General features: G+C 69.0%; 15 protein-coding genes, 1 tRNA gene and 1 riboswitch. Of the genes, 7 read left to right on the forward strand and 9 right to left on the reverse strand.

The genetic code is table 11. The features are described 5' to 3' along the window. Window positions 1–58 precede the first annotated feature (58 nt). Together N4G66_RS10035 and N4G66_RS10040 are read right to left on the reverse strand one after the other, a co-directional pair. Entirely contained in the window at window positions 59–925 is an 867-nt protein-coding gene (locus tag N4G66_RS10035; RefSeq protein WP_391858788.1) for an ABC transporter permease, read from the reverse strand. A gap of 37 nt (window positions 926–962) precedes the next feature. Beyond that, entirely contained in the window at window positions 963–1,763 is an 801-nt protein-coding gene (locus N4G66_RS10040; RefSeq protein WP_261703656.1) for an ABC transporter permease, read from the reverse strand. A gap of 200 nt (window positions 1,764–1,963) precedes the next feature. On the opposite strand from N4G66_RS10040, the gene N4G66_RS10045 reads away from it, so the two are divergent. Next, the gene (locus tag N4G66_RS10045) at window positions 1,964–4,468 is read left to right on the forward strand and encodes a transglycosylase domain-containing protein (protein ID WP_261703681.1); all 2,505 of its coding nucleotides are present in this window, start codon (window positions 1,964–1,966) and stop codon (window positions 4,466–4,468) included. 111 nt (window positions 4,469–4,579) lie between these two features. Here the strand turns inward: N4G66_RS10045 and bcp are convergent, their stop codons facing one another. Beyond that, window positions 4,580–5,047: a thioredoxin-dependent thiol peroxidase gene (bcp, locus tag N4G66_RS10050; RefSeq protein ID WP_037619171.1), complete on the reverse strand. Its 468-nt coding sequence runs from the start codon at window positions 5,045–5,047 to the stop codon at window positions 4,580–4,582. A gap of 135 nt (window positions 5,048–5,182) precedes the next feature. On the opposite strand from bcp, the gene N4G66_RS10055 reads away from it, so the two are divergent. The 3 genes from N4G66_RS10055 (at window position 5,183) to sugE (ending at window position 6,395) form a co-directional block, all read left to right on the forward strand. Beyond that, entirely contained in the window at window positions 5,183–5,521 is a 339-nt protein-coding gene (locus tag N4G66_RS10055) for a DUF3618 domain-containing protein (RefSeq protein WP_261703657.1), read from the forward strand. 97 nt (window positions 5,522–5,618) lie between these two features. Continuing rightward, entirely contained in the window at window positions 5,619–5,921 is a 303-nt protein-coding gene (locus tag N4G66_RS10060) for a GroES family chaperonin (protein ID WP_103554526.1), read from the forward strand. A 49-nt stretch (window positions 5,922–5,970) separates the two neighbouring features. Further along, window positions 5,971–6,041, forward strand: a riboswitch (guanidine-III (ykkC-III) riboswitch). 33 nt (window positions 6,042–6,074) lie between these two features. Beyond that, window positions 6,075–6,395 carry a quaternary ammonium compound efflux SMR transporter SugE gene (gene sugE, locus N4G66_RS10065; RefSeq protein WP_261703658.1) on the forward strand — a complete coding sequence of 107 codons (321 nt, stop codon included), beginning with the start codon at window positions 6,075–6,077 and terminating at the stop codon, window positions 6,393–6,395. Window positions 6,396–6,429: 34 nt separating this feature from the next. Here the strand turns inward: sugE and N4G66_RS10070 are convergent, their stop codons facing one another. Then, entirely contained in the window at window positions 6,430–6,951 is a 522-nt protein-coding gene (locus tag N4G66_RS10070; RefSeq protein WP_391858785.1) for a GNAT family N-acetyltransferase, read from the reverse strand. A gap of 530 nt (window positions 6,952–7,481) precedes the next feature. Between N4G66_RS10070 and N4G66_RS10080 the strand changes: the two genes are divergently transcribed. After that, window positions 7,482–7,564, forward strand: a tRNA-Leu gene (locus tag N4G66_RS10080). 72 nt (window positions 7,565–7,636) lie between these two features. Here N4G66_RS10080 and rdgB read toward each other — a convergent pair. The 4 genes from rdgB to N4G66_RS10100 all read right to left on the reverse strand — a co-directional run bounded on the left by rdgB (window position 7,637) and on the right by N4G66_RS10100 (window position 10,141). Beyond that, on the reverse strand, window positions 7,637–8,239 hold the full coding sequence (gene rdgB, locus N4G66_RS10085) for an RdgB/HAM1 family non-canonical purine NTP pyrophosphatase (protein WP_261703659.1): 603 nt from the start codon (window positions 8,237–8,239) through the stop codon (window positions 7,637–7,639). A gap of 244 nt (window positions 8,240–8,483) precedes the next feature. Then, a complete protein-coding gene (locus N4G66_RS10090) occupies window positions 8,484–8,882 on the reverse strand; it encodes a hypothetical protein (protein WP_261703660.1) in 399 nt (132 codons plus the stop codon). Window positions 8,883–9,027: 145 nt separating this feature from the next. Beyond that, window positions 9,028–9,774, reverse strand: a complete 747-nt coding sequence (rph, locus tag N4G66_RS10095; protein WP_261703661.1) for a ribonuclease PH — start codon at window positions 9,772–9,774, stop codon at window positions 9,028–9,030. 133 nt (window positions 9,775–9,907) lie between these two features. Further along, window positions 9,908–10,141 carry a PTS glucose/sucrose transporter subunit IIB gene (locus N4G66_RS10100; RefSeq protein WP_261703662.1) on the reverse strand — a complete coding sequence of 78 codons (234 nt, stop codon included), beginning with the start codon at window positions 10,139–10,141 and terminating at the stop codon, window positions 9,908–9,910. Window positions 10,142–10,315: 174 nt separating this feature from the next. On the opposite strand from N4G66_RS10100, the gene N4G66_RS10105 reads away from it, so the two are divergent. Further along, entirely contained in the window at window positions 10,316–11,602 is a 1,287-nt protein-coding gene (locus tag N4G66_RS10105) for a PTS transporter subunit EIIC (protein ID WP_261703663.1), read from the forward strand. Window positions 11,603–11,871: 269 nt separating this feature from the next. Beyond that, window positions 11,872–13,119 carry a PTS transporter subunit EIIC gene (locus N4G66_RS10110; RefSeq protein ID WP_261703664.1) on the forward strand — a complete coding sequence of 416 codons (1,248 nt, stop codon included), beginning with the start codon at window positions 11,872–11,874 and terminating at the stop codon, window positions 13,117–13,119. A 71-nt stretch (window positions 13,120–13,190) separates the two neighbouring features. On the opposite strand, the gene N4G66_RS10115 is transcribed toward N4G66_RS10110, so the two are convergent. Beyond that, window positions 13,191–13,943, reverse strand: coding sequence for an MBL fold metallo-hydrolase (locus N4G66_RS10115; protein ID WP_261703665.1), 753 nt, complete (start codon window positions 13,941–13,943; stop codon window positions 13,191–13,193). Window positions 13,944–14,258 lie beyond the last annotated feature (315 nt).

Here is a 14,258-nt window from a genome sequence, read left to right on the forward strand (position 1 = left end):
GGCTTCCCCGCCCGGAGTGGTGAATTCGCTGTTTCCGGCGATGGCCACGCCCATTCCCCTAACTTCCCGTACTCCGGTACGCGCGCAGCCCCGCGCGCCAGGCGACCCCGGCCAGCGCGCAGCAGCCCGCCGCCACGAGTGGTGGTGCGAACGCGACCCACGTCGGCAGGTCGAGCGGATAGGGCCGCCCCAGCACATACAGCGCGGGCAGCCAGTTGACGAAGGCGAGCGGAAGGACGAAGGTCACCCCGCGCAGCAGGTCCTTGGAGAAGACGCTCGGCGGGTACTGCAGGAGCGTATTGCCCCCGTACGTGAAGGAGTTCTGCACCTCGGAGGCGTCCTGTGCGACGAACTGGAACGCCCCGCCCGCCACGAACACCGCCGCGAAGATCGCTCCGCCGCTGAGCAGCGTCATCGGGATCATCAGCACCTTGAGCGGCGTCCAGTGGATGTCGAGGACGGCGAGGGCGTATCCGAGGACGAGCAGCCCCTGGGTGATCCGGCCGAGGCGGCGCAGCGCGAAGCGGTCCGCCGCGACCTGCGCGAGCACGGGCACAGGACGCACCAGGAGCGTGTCGAGGGTGCCGTCGCGCACCCGGCGCCCGAGCCGGTCCATCGAGCCGAGCCCCAGGTCCGCGAGCCCGAAGGCGGTACCGGACAGCCCGTAGAGCAGGGCGACCTCGGGCAGGCTGTAGCCGCCGATCCGGTCGACCTGCGAGAACATCAGCAGGATCGCCACGAAGTCGAGGGCGGTCGCCGCGAAGTTCCCGAAGGCGGTCATCGCGAAGGAGGCCCGGTAGGCCATCGTGGAACGGATCCACATCGCGGTGATCAGCCGGTAGGCACGCAGCCCGTCCCGCAGCCGCTCGTACGCCCCCTGCCGCTCGAAGGGGTGAGAATCCGCCGCGCGGCCCGTCTCGCCCAGGGGGCCGGCCACGACCCGCGTCCCGTGCTCCACCGAGTCAGCCACCCTGCACCACCACCCTCCGTGTGGCCACCGACTGGACCAGCCGCCCGGCCGCGAGCAGTCCCACCGCCCAGGAGGCCTGAACCGCGTACGTGCCCAGCGGGTCGGCCGTGCCGAGCAGGACGTCCACGGGCGCCTGGATCAGCGACGACCAGGGCAGTGCCCGTACGACCTCGCCGAGGGCGCCCGGGAAGACGTTCAGCGGCAGCAGCATCCCCGAGCAGAAGATCCCGGCGATGGAGGTCAACTGCGCCACCCCCGCGCCGTCGAGCAGCCAGAACGCGGACAGCGCCACCAGAAAACGGATCGCGAACCCGACGACCACCCCGAGCACGACCGCGACCAGGAAGGCGAGCCAGGCCAGCGGATTCGAGGGCAGCGCCAGGTCGAAGACGAGCGCACCGAAGACGAGCGGAACCACTCCACGGCCCAGCAGGTGGAACAGCGCCCGGCCGACGTCCTGCGCGAGCCACCACATCTGGAGGTCGGCCGGCCGGTACAGGTCGATCGCGATGTCACCCGTACGGATGCGCTCGATCAGCTCGTCCTCGAAGCCGCCGCCCAACACCGCGACCACCATCAGCAGCGCCTGACTGACCCACACATAGCTCAGTGCCTGCGCCTGGTCGTAGCCGCCGAGGTGCGGTTTGGTGTCCCACAGAGCGATGAACAGGTACGCCAGGATCAGCCCGAAGACCGTGTTGGTGAAGACACCCGCCGCGGTGGCCGTCCGATAGGTGGCGTAACGCCGGAACCCGCTTCCCACGACAGCCGCGTACAGCCGCGCTGTGCCCACAACCCGTCCCTTTCCTGAGCGTTGAGCCAAAACGCAGGAGCCTAGCCCCGGCCCGGCGAGGCCCGCCAGGCATTTTCCGGCGCGACGCGTGCCGGGATCGGGGAACGGAACGCATGGTGCGAGAGTCTTCAGGAGGGGACGTACAAGGCGTACGAGGGCGTATGGGAACGTACGACGCGAAACAGGAGTCCGGCGAACAGATGAGCGACGAGCCGCAGCAGCGCAGCCAGGGCTGGGCACCCAGGGAACCGGAAACGGGCCCCCGCCCGGCCCCGGCCACCGCGGCGGGACCGCAGACAGGACCGCGGACAGGCAAGCCCGGCAAGAATCCGAAGCGGAAACAGAGGCCGAAGCGGACCGGTCTGCGCAGGCTCGTCCCGACCTGGCGCATGCTGCTCGGCACGGTCCTCGGCACGGTGCTGCTCCTGGCCGGCCTCTTCGCGCTCGGCTACTTCCTCGTCAGGATCCCGTCCGCGAACGCCGCCGCGATCAAGCAGAGCAACGTCTATCTCTACGCCGACGGCAGCCAGCTCGCCCGCGACGGAGACGTCAACCGCGAGAACGTCTCGCTCGCGCAGATCTCCAAGGACGCCCAGCACGCCACGCTCGCCGCCGAGGACCGCGACTTCTACAGCGAGTCCGCGATCGACCCCAAGGCGATGCTCCGCGCCGGCTGGAACACGGCCACCGGCAAGGGCAGGCAGTCCGGCTCGACGATCACCCAGCAGTACGTCAAGAACTACTACCTGGGCCAGGAACAGACCGTCACCCGGAAGGTGAAGGAGTTCTTCATCTCCATCAAGCTCGACCGGGAGAAGAGCAAGGACGACATCCTCGAGGGCTACCTCAACACCAGCTACTACGGCCGCAACGCCTACGGCATCCAGGCCGCGGCCCAGGCCTACTACGGCGTGAACGCCAGGGACCTGACCGTCGGCCAGGGCGCCTACCTCGCCGCCCTGCTCAACGCGCCCAGCGAGTACGACGTGATCGCGCACCCCGAGAACAAGGCCGCGGCCCTCGCCCGCTGGAACTACGTCCTCGACGGCATGGTCAAGCAGAAGTGGCTGACCCGGGCCGCGCGCGACCGCGTCGCCTTCCCGGCGCCCAGACAGGCCAAGGGCTCGGCGGGCCTGTCGGGCCAGCGCGGCTACCTCGTGCAGGCCGTCAACGACTATCTGACCTCGAACAAGATCGTCGACGAGGACACTCTCACCAGCGGCGGCTACCGCATCACGACCACACTCCAGAAGTCCAAGCAGGACGCCTTCGTGAGGGCCGTCGACGACCAGGTGATGGACCAGCTCGACAAGAAGAACCGCAAGGCCGACACCTACGTCCGCGCCGGCGGCGTCGCCATCGACCCCTCCAGCGGCAAGGTCCTCGCCATGTACGGCGGAATCGACTACACCAAGCAGTACGTCAACAACGCGACCCGCCGCGACTACCAGGTCGGCTCCACCTTCAAGCCGTTCGTCTTCACCTCGGCCGTCCAGAACGGCTCGGGGACCCAGGACGGCCGCGCCATCACCCCGAACACCGTCTACGACGGCACCGACCAGCGCCCCGTGCAGGGCTGGAACGGCGGCTCCTACGCACCGGAGAACGAGGACGGCGTCTCGTACGGTGGCATCTCCGTCCGCACCGCCACCGACAAGTCCGTCAACTCGGTGTACGCGCAGATGGCCGTCGACGTCGGCCCCGCCGAGGTGGAGAAGACCGCCGTGGCCCTCGGCCTCCCCGCCGGCACCCCCGACCTGACTGCCTCCCCGTCCATCGCGCTCGGTCCGGCCACCGCCAGTGTCCTCGACATGGCGGAGGCGTACGCCACGCTCGCCAACCACGGCAGACACGGCACGTACACGCTCGTCGGGAAGATCACCAAGGACGGCTCGGAGGACGTGAAGCTGCCGGCCCGGGACGTCCGGCCGAGCGCCCGGCAGGTGGTGAGCCGCGAGGCCGCCGACACGACGACCTCCATGCTCCAGAGCGTCGTCGACGGCGGCACCGGGCAGGCGGCGCAGGACGCCGGCCGGCCCGCCGCGGGCAAGACCGGCACGGCGGAGGAGGACACGGCCGCCTGGTTCGCCGGCTACACCCCCGACCTCGCCACGGTCGTCTCCGTGATGGGCCAGGACCCCGACACCGGGGCCCACAAGTCCCTGTACGGCGCCCTCGGACAGTCCCGCATCAACGGCGGCGGCTACCCCGCGCAGATCTGGGCCCAGTTCACCCAGGACGCCCTGGACGGAACCGAGGCCTCGGACTTCGACCTCCAGCTCCAGCCGGGCTCGGAGGAACCGGACGGCACCGAGTACGACCCCGGTGATCCGGCCGTCACCGACGGCCAGGACGCCGGCGGCACCACGGACGGCGGCCAGGACGAGAACGGCACCCAGGGCGGGGCCAACGGCAGCACACCGGCGTCGACGAACGGTCAGACGCAGGGCCAGGGCCACACCCAGGGCCAGACCAGCGGCCGGACCCAGGGCCAGACCCAGGGGCAGACCACCGGCGGCACCAACGCCTCCGGCGGAACCACGACCGGCACCACCGGTGGCACCACCACGGACGGCGGTACCACCGGATCCACGACGTCCGGCGGCACCACGACCGATGGCGGCACCACTGACGGCAGCATCATGGGCACGACAGCCGGCCAGGGACCACTGAGCGGCCTCGCACCCAGGAAACAGAAACACTGACCGGGCTCAGGACCGCAAGGGCGGCTGTCGGTCCGGCCGCCGGACCGACGGCCGGACCAGAGGCCGATCCGACCGCCGTACCGACAGCCGGACCGGAGGCCGTTCCGGCGGTCAGATCCCCAGGTCCTTGATGATCTTCGCCACGTGCCCGGTCGCCTTCACGTTGTACAGCGCCCGCTCGACCTTGCCCTCCTCGTCCACGACCACCGTGGAGCGGATGACACCGACGACCGTCTTGCCGTACAGCTTCTTCTCGCCGAACGCCCCGTACGCCTCCAGGACCGTCTTGTCGGGGTCGCCGACCAGGGTGACCTTCAGGGACTCCTTCTCACGGAACTTGGCGAGCTTCTCGGGCTTGTCCGGGGAGACGCCGATGACGTCGTAACCGGCGCCCGCCAGCAGGTCGAGGTTGTCCGTGAAGTCGCAGGCCTGCTTCGTGCAGCCGGGAGTGAGGGCGGCCGGGTAGAAGTAGACGATGACCTTGCGGCCCTTGTGGTCGGCGAGGGAGACCTCGTTGCCGTCGGCGTCGGGCAGGGTGAAGGCGGGGGCGGTGTCGCCGGGCTGGAGTCGCTCGCTCATCTGAACCTCACGTGGCCGGGGTGGATGGAATGGATACGGAACGAGCGTAATGGGGGGTCCCGAGGGGTGCGGTCCGGTCCGAACTGACAGACTGTCCGAATCAGGGAGTCACTACACGACCACGGAGGCAGCGCGGTGTCGGATACGTCGAGAACGCCGGATACCAGGACTCCGGCGCAGATCGAGGCGGACATCAAGCACCGCCGCACAACACTCGCCGACACGCTCGACGAGATCGGCGTACGGGTGCACCCGAAGACCATCGTCGGAGACGCCAAGGCGAAGGTCGCCTCCAACATCGATCACACACTCGGACGTGCCTACGTCGGCGTCAACCGCGTCGTCGGCGATGTGAAGGGGCAGTTCGTCACCGAGGAGGGCGCGCCCCGGCTGGAGCGCATCGTGCCGGTGGCTCTGGTCGCGGTCGGACTCGTCGGACTGCTCGTGGTGGGCACGCGGCGCCGCAAGCGCTGACCCGCCCGCGTACGAAACAGGCCGGGACAGGTAGGTTCGGGGCGTGAGCGCCAATCGTGAAACGCACAGCACCCATGACGACAAGCTGCCCATCCGGATGCTGCACGACCGTGTGCTGGTACGGCAGGACGCCGCCGAGGGCGAGCGGCGCTCCGGCGGCGGCATCCTGATCCCCGCGACGGCGGCCGTCGGCCGTCGCCTCGCCTGGGCCGACGTCGTCGCGGTCGGGCAGAACGTCCGTACGGTGGAGCCGGGAGACCGGGTCCTGTACGACCCCGAGGACCGTGCCGAGGTCGAGGTGCGCGGGATCGCCTACGTGCTGATGCGCGAGCGGGATCTGCACGCCGTGGCCGCGGATCGCTTCGAGGGGTCCGAGGACTCCACCGGCCTGTATTTGTAGGGCATACGCCACCCGAAGGGGCCGGTGACCATGGTCACCGGCCCCTTTGCCATTCTTTTGCTACGGTGGAAGGACCCCCGACGAGACGCGCCGTACCGGGCACCGCAAAGACGACGCACCCCCGTCAAGCCGTTGTCTCCCGGAGGTGCCCCCATGGCCTGGGTTCTACTGATCCTCGCCGGTCTGCTCGAAGTGGGCTGGTCGATCGGAATGAAGTACACCGAGGGCTTCACACGCCTGGTCCCGAGCGTGCTCACGGGCGCGGGCATCGTCACGAGCATGATCCTGCTGTCGTACGCCGCCAAGTCACTCCCCATCGGCACCGCCTACGGCGTCTGGGTCGGCATCGGCGCGGCCGGCGCGGCGATCCTCGGCATGACCATCCTCGGCGAACCGGCAACAGCCGCCCGCATCTTCTTCGTCTGCCTGCTCCTGGTGTCGGTGGTGGGCTTGAAGGCGACGTCGGGCCACTGACCCGCCCGCCGCAGCCGTGGCCGCAGCACCCGCGTCAGAACGAGATCCACACGTCAGGAGCCAGGTCCGGCCGCCCGTGGACGGGCCTGCGCTCCTCCGTCCACGCGTCACCGGCGATCTCGGAGGCGACCCGACGCCAGAAACGCACGGCGCCCGGGTTGCTGTCCTGAAAGGCGACCGTCCAGGGCCCCGGATGCCGGGCGACGACCTCGCAGGCGGCCCGCAGTCCGATACCGGTCCGCCGGACCCCACGCACGACGAAGAAGCTGTTCAGTACCCGCGTGGGACCGGCCAGGGCCCGCACGAACGCGAACCCGACCGGATGCCGACCGGCCGTGAAGAGATACGGGGACCAGTCGTCGGGGTCGGTGAAGGCCGCATGGAGCCGCTCGTCGCGGAACGTCCCGTCCGGTCGGGGCAGTTGACCACCGAACTCGGACAGATCGTGCCGGAACAGCAGCCAGAGCCGCTCCACTGCCGGCCGGTCGCCATCGGTCACCCGACGGACGGTGACGTCGCCGGGCAGAATTTCTCTCTCGAACTTGGTCGCAGACATGAAAAAAGCCTCCCGCGCGGACAGAGGTCCGAGCCCGGAAGGCCTGACTGCTGATCAACAGGTTACCAAGAGGCGGACGTGACCATCCGATAACCCCTTCGCCACTCCGTACGGGGCTGCGAACGTGCAGTCGAGACAGGGGACATGGGCATGCGGAACACAGCAGAGCCGGAGAGATCGGCCCCCGCGCCGACCGCTCACCGCGTGCTCGTCGCCCTGCCCGAGCACGCCGGTCGAACCAGCAGGACCCAACTGCACAGAGCCCTGGCGGAAGTCGGAGTGCTGTACGCATGCGCGAGTTGCGGCAACACTGGTGAATGGCGGGGGCGCCGCATCACCCTGCAGATCGACTCGACCACATCAACGGAGACCGGCACGGCAACCGCCGGGAAACTTGCGGTACCTGTGCCCGAACTGCCACCCGCCGGCAGATACGTGGTGCCGACAGAAGGAAAGACTGCCGCTCGCCGGACAGCCACGGATCGCCGTACACTTGCACCCGCCCGCCACGCTCGACGACGGGCAGGCCAGCGGCCTTGGCGGAACGGCAGACGCCTCGCGTTTAGGGCGCGATGGGAGAAATCCCGTGAGGGTTCGAATCCCTCAGGCCGCACTCACCTTCACTTGCAAGGTCCGGCTTGCGACTTCCGCAAGCCGGACCTTGTCGGTAAGTGGTGCGCACCCCTCAGCCCAACAACTCCCGCACCACCGGTGCCAGCGCCCGGAACGCCTTCCCCCGGTGGCTGATCGCGTTCTTTTCCGTGGGGGTGAGTTCCGCGCAGGTACGCGTGTCGCCGTCGGGCTGGAGGATCGGGTCGTAGCCGAAGCCGTTCGTCCCGGTGGGGGTGTGGCGGAGGGTGCCGCGCAGTTGGCCCTCGACGACGCGTTCCGTACCGTCCGGCAGGGCGAGGGCCGCCGCGCAGGCGAAGTGGGCGCCCCGGTGCGGGGCGTCGATGTCGGAGAGCTGGGCGAGGAGCAGGTCCAGGTTGGCCCGGTCGTCGCCGTGGCGGCCGGCCCAGCGGGCGGAGAAGATGCCGGGCGCGCCGTTCAGGACGTCGACGCACAGGCCCGAGTCGTCGGCGACGGCGGGCAGGCCGGTGGCCTGCGCCAGCGCGTGGGCCTTCAGCAGGGCGTTCTCGGCGAAGGTGACGCCGGTTTCCTTGACGTCGGGGATGTCGGGGTAGGCGTCCGCGCCGACGAGTTCATGGGCGAGCCCTGCGTCGGCGAGGATCGCCGTCAACTCGGTGAGCTTTCCGGCGTTGCGGGTGGCGAGGATCAGGCGGGTCATGGTCGCCAGTATCTCCGAGTCCGGGCCCGGGTCCGGCCCCTGTCCCGTCCCGAGTCCGGCCCTGGCCAAGGTCCTTCCGTCCGGCCCCTGTCCCGTCCCGCGTCGGGCCTCCGGCCAAGGCCCTCAGTCCGGTCCGGTCCCGAGTCGGGCTCCCTGCCAGGTCCCGAGTCCGGCCCCGCCCGGTCCCAGGTCGGCCCCTCCGTCCGGTCCCGAGCCGGGCCCCGCCCGGTCCACCCCGCACCCGTTACGGCGTGCACACCTTCGTCAGTTCGCCCGCCGCGGCCGTGACGGGGCTGATGTCGGGGGTGCTGTCGCCGTTCTTCACGGCCGTACGAACGTTGTCGACGGCCTTGTTGAGGTCGTCGACCGCCTTGTTGACGTCGGCGTTGTCGGTCTTGTCGCCTATCTTGGCGAGGTTGTTCTCTATGGAATTGAGGGACGCGTCGGTCTGCGTCGGGTCGTCCGCCGCGTTCTCGACGGCCTGCTGGAGCGCGGTGACGCTGTCGGCGATCGAGTCGGCGGTCTGCACGCAGTCGAGCGCCTTGCTGACCGCGTCGCAGCCGACGGCCGCCGGCAGGGCGACGAGTGCGGCGACGACGGCGAGTGCGGCGGTACGGCGGCGATTGCGGTGGCGCGCGGCCATGGAACGGTCCCTCCCCGTGGGCATGATGTGGTGCGGCCGCGTCGGCGGACCGCACCGGCCCGCTGCGCGGTCGGCCCGATCCGCCCGAAGGGGCCGGCGGGCGCACGGCTGGACCGTACGCCCGTACCCATAAGAACGCGAAGGCTTAACCCGCGGTTGCCTCACCGGTCGACTCAAGTACCGCGCGCTGGATGGCGGCGAGTTCGTCGCAGCCCGCGACGGCCAGGTCCAGCAGCGCGTTGAGTTCCTTGCGGTCGAAGGGCTCGGCCTCGGCGGTGCCCTGGACCTCGACGAAGCGGCCGTCACCGGTGCACACGACGTTCATGTCGGTGTCGGCCCTGACGTCCTCCTCGTAGCAGAGGTCGAGAAGGGGGACGCCGCCGACGATGCCGACGGAGACCGCCGAGACGGTGCCGATGAGCGGCTTGCGGCCGGCCCTGATCAGCTTCTTGCCCTGGGCCCAGGTGACGGCGTCGGCCAGGGCGACGTACGCGCCGGTGATGGCCGCGGTACGGGTGCCGCCGTCGGCCTGGAGGACGTCGCAGTCGAGGACGATGGTGTTCTCGCCGAGCGCCTTGTAGTCGATGACGGCGCGCAGCGAGCGGCCGATGAGGCGGCTGATCTCGTGGGTGCGGCCGCCGATCTTGCCGCGGACCGATTCGCGGTCGCCGCGGGTGTTGGTGGCGCGGGGCAGCATGGAGTATTCGGCGGTGACCCAGCCCTCGCCGCTGCCCTTGCGCCAGCGCGGGACGCCTTCGGTGACGGAGGCCGTGCAGAAGACCTTGGTGTCGCCGAAGGAGACGAGGACGGAGCCCTCGGCATGCTTGCTCCAGCCACGCTGGATGGTGATGGGGCGCAGCTGTTCGGGGGTGCGGCCGTCGATTCGAGACATGGCGTCGAGCCTATCCGCACAGGCGTGAGGGGCTGCCCGCCGGTGGCGGAAACAGCCCCTCACGGGTGAGCCGGAGTTCTGAAGCGGTGTGCGGCTCGCGGGGGGCCGGGCCGGCTTCAGTGGGTCCCGTCGCTCACATCATGTCTTCGATCTCGCCCGCGATGGGGTCGGCGTCCGTGCCGATGACGACCTGGATGGCGGTTCCCATCCGGACGACTCCGTGCGCGCCGGCGGCCTTCAGGGCGGCTTCGTCCACCAGGTCCGGGTTGGCGACCTCGGTGCGGAGCCGGGTGATGCAGCCTTCGACCTCTTCGATGTTGTCGATGCCGCCGAGCCCGGCGACGATCTTCTCAGCCTTGGTGGCCATGTCCTACTCCCTGATCAGAACCGCTTTGTCGCAGTAACCCACAGTTGGCCCATCTTCGCGAGCGGTCATGTCGTAGGTGCCGAAGGATGGCGTTCACGACAGAGCGACGCGTCGTCAACTGGTCTACACCAGTCAGCGGGCAGTCGCCAAACCGGCCTGGCCCGGAGGACGCCCATGAGTGCCGTCAGCGCCGTCTCACCAGCGCGCGCCCGCTGGAACAAGGTTTTCCAGGGGCTGCAGAAGATGGGCCGCAGCCTGCAGCTGCCGATCGCCGTGCTGCCCGCCGCCGGCATCCTCAACCGGCTGGGTCAGCCGGATGTGTTCGGCGCCGACGGGCTGGGCTGGGACAACCTGTCCAAGGTGATGGGGGCGGCGGGCGGCGCGCTGCTGGACGGTCAGCTCGGGCTGCCGATGCTGTTCTGTGTCGGCGTGGCCATCGGCATGGCGAAGAAGGCGGACGGCTCCACGGCGCTCGCGGCGGTCGTGGGCTTTCTCGTCTACTACAACGTGCTGCGCGCGTTCCCGGAGACCTGTCCGGGCGGGAGCCTCAAGATCAAGCTGGGCTGCCAGCTGGAGGACAACTCCGTCGTGGAGTTCACCTACCAGAACCCAGGGGTTTTCGGCGGGATCGTCATCGGACTGCTGTCGGCGTACTTCTGGAAGCGCTACCACCGGACGAAGCTGGTGGACTGGCTCGGCTTCTTCAACGGGCGGCGCCTGGTGCCGATCATCATGGCGTTCGTGGCCGCCGCGTTCGCCTCGCTGTGCGTGTGGGTCTGGCCGCCGATCGGTACGGCACTGGAGAACTTCAGTGACTGGCTGGTGGGGCTGGGGGCGTGGGGTGCGGGTGTGTTCGGCCTGGCCAACCGGGCGCTGCTGGTGATCGGTCTGCACCAGTTCCTGAACGTGCCCATCTGGTTCCAGTTCGGCAGTTACACCAAGCCGGACGGGCAGGTCGTGCACGGTGACATCAACATGTTCCTGGCGGGCGACCCGAACGCGGGGCAGTTCCTCACGGGCTTCTTCCCGATCATGATGTTCGCGCTGCCGGCGGCAGCGCTGGCGATGACGCACTGCGCGAAGCCGCATCGCCGCAAGGAGATCGGCGGCCTCATGCTCTCGGTCGCCCTGACGTCGTTCGTCACGGGCATCACCGAGCCGATCGAGTACTCGTTCCTGTTCATCGCGCCGCTGCTCTTCGCTGTGCACGCGGTGCTCACCGGCGTTTCGATGGCGGTGACATGGGGGCTCGGGGTGCACGACGGCTTCAGTTTCTCCGCCGGTCTGATCGACTACATCATCAACTGGAACCTGGCGACCAGACCGTGGGCGATCGTGCCGATCGGGCTGGGCTTCGCCGCGGTGTACTACGCGATCTTCCGGTTCGCGATCACGAAGTTCGACCTGAAGACCCCGGGGCGGGAGCCCGAGGAGGACGTGGAGGACACGACCAAGGCGTAGACCTCTGCAAGCTCCGCATGAAGTCGCAGGCCTCCTCGGCCTGGACCGCTCCACGAAGGGCCCCCGGACCAGCCGGTCCGGGGGCCCTTCGTCATGACCGGAACCAGTTGTTCCCGTTATGGCCGAGGCCACAAAATTCGAGGGTTCCTTATCCAGCCTTCACCGTGCTAGAAACAGGTCTACACCACTGAGTGGTGTAGACCACGCGGTGCTGCCCACCCCTGTTTCGCCCTTCCCGTCCCTCGGCAGTGCCAGCACATGGAGGAACTATGAGCACCGCCACCGCATCGGCGGCACCCGCAAAGAAGCGGGGATCCGGCCTGTTCCAGGGCCTGCAGAAAGTCGGCCGCAGCCTGCAGCTGCCGATCGCCGTGCTGCCGGCGGCGGGCATCCTGCTCCGGCTCGGCCAGCAGGACGTGCACGACAAGCTGAACCTGCCCGACAAGGTCACGGCAGTGTTCGCCACGGCCGGTGGCGCGATCTTCGACAACCTCCCGATGCTGTTCTGCATCGGTGTCGCGATCGGCTTCGCCAAGAAGGCGGACGGCTCCACGGCCCTCGCCGCGCTGGTCGGCTTCCTGGTCTACAGCAACGTGCTGAAGGCGTTCCCGGTCACCGAGGCGAAGATCCAGAAGGGCGCGGACATAGCCGCGACCTACAACAACCCCGGCGTCCTCGGCGGCATCGTGATGGGCCTGCTGGCCGCCGTGCTGTGGAAGCGCTACCACCGCAAGCAACTGGTGGACTGGCTCGGCTTCTTCAACGGCCGCCGCCTGGTGCCGATCGTCATGGCCTTCGTCGGTACCGCGATGGGTGTCTTCTTCGGTCTGGTCTGGAAGCCGATCGGCGAGGGAATCTCGAACTTCGGCGAGTGGATCACGGGTCTGGGCGCCGTCGGAGCGGGCCTGTTCGGTCTCATCAACCGTGCACTGATCCCGGTCGGTATGCACCAGTTCGTGAACACCGTCTCCTGGTTCCAGATCGGCGACTTCAAGAACTCGGCCGGCCAGGTCGTCCACGGCGATCTCAACCGGTTCTTCGCCGGTGACCCGACCGCCGGCCAGTTCATGTCGGGCTTCTTCCCGATCATGATGTTCGGCCTCCCGGCCGCCGCGCTCGCCATCGCGCACTGCGCCCGTCCCGAGCGCCGCAAGGCCGTGCTGGGCATGATGGTCTCGCTCGCGCTGACCTCCTTCGTGACCGGTGTGACCGAGCCGATCGAGTTCTCGTTCATGTTCATCGCGCCGGTGCTCTACGCGATCCACGCGATCCTGACCGCGCTGTCCATGGCGATCACCTGGGCGCTCGGGGTCCACGCGGGCTTCACCTTCTCCGCGGGAGCCATCGACTACGCGCTCAACTGGAACCTGGCGACCAAGCCATGGCTGATCATCCCCATCGGCCTGGTCTTCGCGGCGGTCTACTACTTCGTCTTCCGCTTCGCGATCGTCAAGTTCAACCTCGCCACCCCGGGCCGTGAGCCCGAGGAGGAGATCGAGGACCTCACGAAGGCGTGAGCCGTCCATCCATACGAACGAAGGCCCCCGGAACCGCCTGGTTCCGGGGGCCTTCGTGTGCGCGGACGGCGTCAGATCTCGTACACAGCCCCCGGCGCCGCCAGCTCCACCGGACCGGTGTACGCCGAGCTGGCGTCCGTCAGGTTGGTCTGGGCGTCCGTCCACGGGGGGATGTGGGTGAGGACGAGGCGGCGGGCGCCGGCGCGGGCGGCGGTCTGGCCGGCCTCGAGGCCGTTGAGGTGGAGGCCGGGGATGCTCTCCTTGCCGTGGGTGAACGCGGCCTCGCACAGGAACAGGTCCGTGTCGCGGGCGAGTTCGTCCAGCGTCCCGGTCACCCCGCTGTCCCCGGAGTACGTCAGTGAACTTCCGCCGTGCTCCACCCGGATGCCGTACGCCTCGACGGGGTGGCTCACCCGCTCCGTGTGCACGGTGAACGGGCCGACCTCGAACGTGCCCGGCTTGACGGTGTGGAAGTCGAAGACCTCGCTCATCGAGGACGCGGACGGCGTGTCGGCGTAGGCCGTGGTCAGGCGGTGCTCCGTTCCCTCGGGTCCGTAGACGGGGATCGGGTCGCAGCGGCCGCCGTCGTGGCGGTAGTAGCGCGCCACGAAGTACGCGCACATGTCGATGCAGTGGTCGGCGTGCAGATGACTGAGGAAGATCGCGTCGAGGTCGTAGAGACCGCAGTGGCGCTGCAGCTCGCCCAGGGCACCGTTGCCCATGTCGAGAAGCAGCCGGAAGTCGTCGGCCTCTACGAGGTAGCTCGAGCAGGCCGATTCCGCGGACGGGAACGACCCCGAGCAGCCGACGACGGTGAGCTTCATAAGAGCTGGAACCTCCGCGCTGGCAGGACGTGCAGAGAGAGTAGATGCGGGGTGCAGGTACTCGGTTGCAGATACGGGAACGGGGGTCGTGCGGTCCATCGAGCGTAAGGCGCAAAAGGGCCGGTCGCTCCTCCGCCAGGGGCTGTTGTGGGCGAACTCACCTGTGGTGTCACCGGTTCGGATGGACCTTGGGGCGCCTGGGGTCCGCGCAGGGCGGGCGGGGGCACATGCGCGCCGGTACCTTCTACGCTATGGACACGTCCTGGTGGCTCGCGTTGGCGGCGGTGGTACTGCTCGCGCTGGTCGCGACGCTGG

It is taken from the genome of Streptomyces rhizosphaerihabitans (assembly GCF_025399795.1).
GTDB lineage: Bacteria > Actinomycetota > Actinomycetes > Streptomycetales > Streptomycetaceae > Streptomyces > Streptomyces rhizosphaerihabitans.

Excerpts from the sequence above, each read along its gene's own strand:
- N4G66_RS10045 (WP_261703681.1), top strand. The coding sequence starts at position 1,964 with ATGAGCGACGAGCCGCAGCAGCGCAGCCAGGGCTGGGCACCCAGGGAA.
- bcp (WP_037619171.1), bottom strand. The coding sequence starts at position 5,047 with ATGAGCGAGCGACTCCAGCCCGGCGACACCGCCCCCGCCTTCACCCTG.
- N4G66_RS10060 (WP_103554526.1), top strand. The coding sequence starts at position 5,619 with ATGCTGCACGACCGTGTGCTGGTACGGCAGGACGCCGCCGAGGGCGAG.
- sugE (WP_261703658.1), top strand. The coding sequence starts at position 6,075 with ATGGCCTGGGTTCTACTGATCCTCGCCGGTCTGCTCGAAGTGGGCTGG.
- N4G66_RS10070 (WP_391858785.1), bottom strand. The coding sequence starts at position 6,951 with ATGTCTGCGACCAAGTTCGAGAGAGAAATTCTGCCCGGCGACGTCACC.
- rdgB (WP_261703659.1), bottom strand. The coding sequence starts at position 8,239 with ATGACCCGCCTGATCCTCGCCACCCGCAACGCCGGAAAGCTCACCGAG.
- N4G66_RS10090 (WP_261703660.1), bottom strand. The coding sequence starts at position 8,882 with ATGGCCGCGCGCCACCGCAATCGCCGCCGTACCGCCGCACTCGCCGTC.
- rph (WP_261703661.1), bottom strand. The coding sequence starts at position 9,774 with ATGTCTCGAATCGACGGCCGCACCCCCGAACAGCTGCGCCCCATCACC.
- N4G66_RS10100 (WP_261703662.1), bottom strand. The coding sequence starts at position 10,141 with ATGGCCACCAAGGCTGAGAAGATCGTCGCCGGGCTCGGCGGCATCGAC.
- N4G66_RS10105 (WP_261703663.1), top strand. The coding sequence starts at position 10,316 with ATGAGTGCCGTCAGCGCCGTCTCACCAGCGCGCGCCCGCTGGAACAAG.
- N4G66_RS10110 (WP_261703664.1), top strand. The coding sequence starts at position 11,872 with ATGAGCACCGCCACCGCATCGGCGGCACCCGCAAAGAAGCGGGGATCC.
- N4G66_RS10115 (WP_261703665.1), bottom strand. The coding sequence starts at position 13,943 with ATGAAGCTCACCGTCGTCGGCTGCTCGGGGTCGTTCCCGTCCGCGGAA.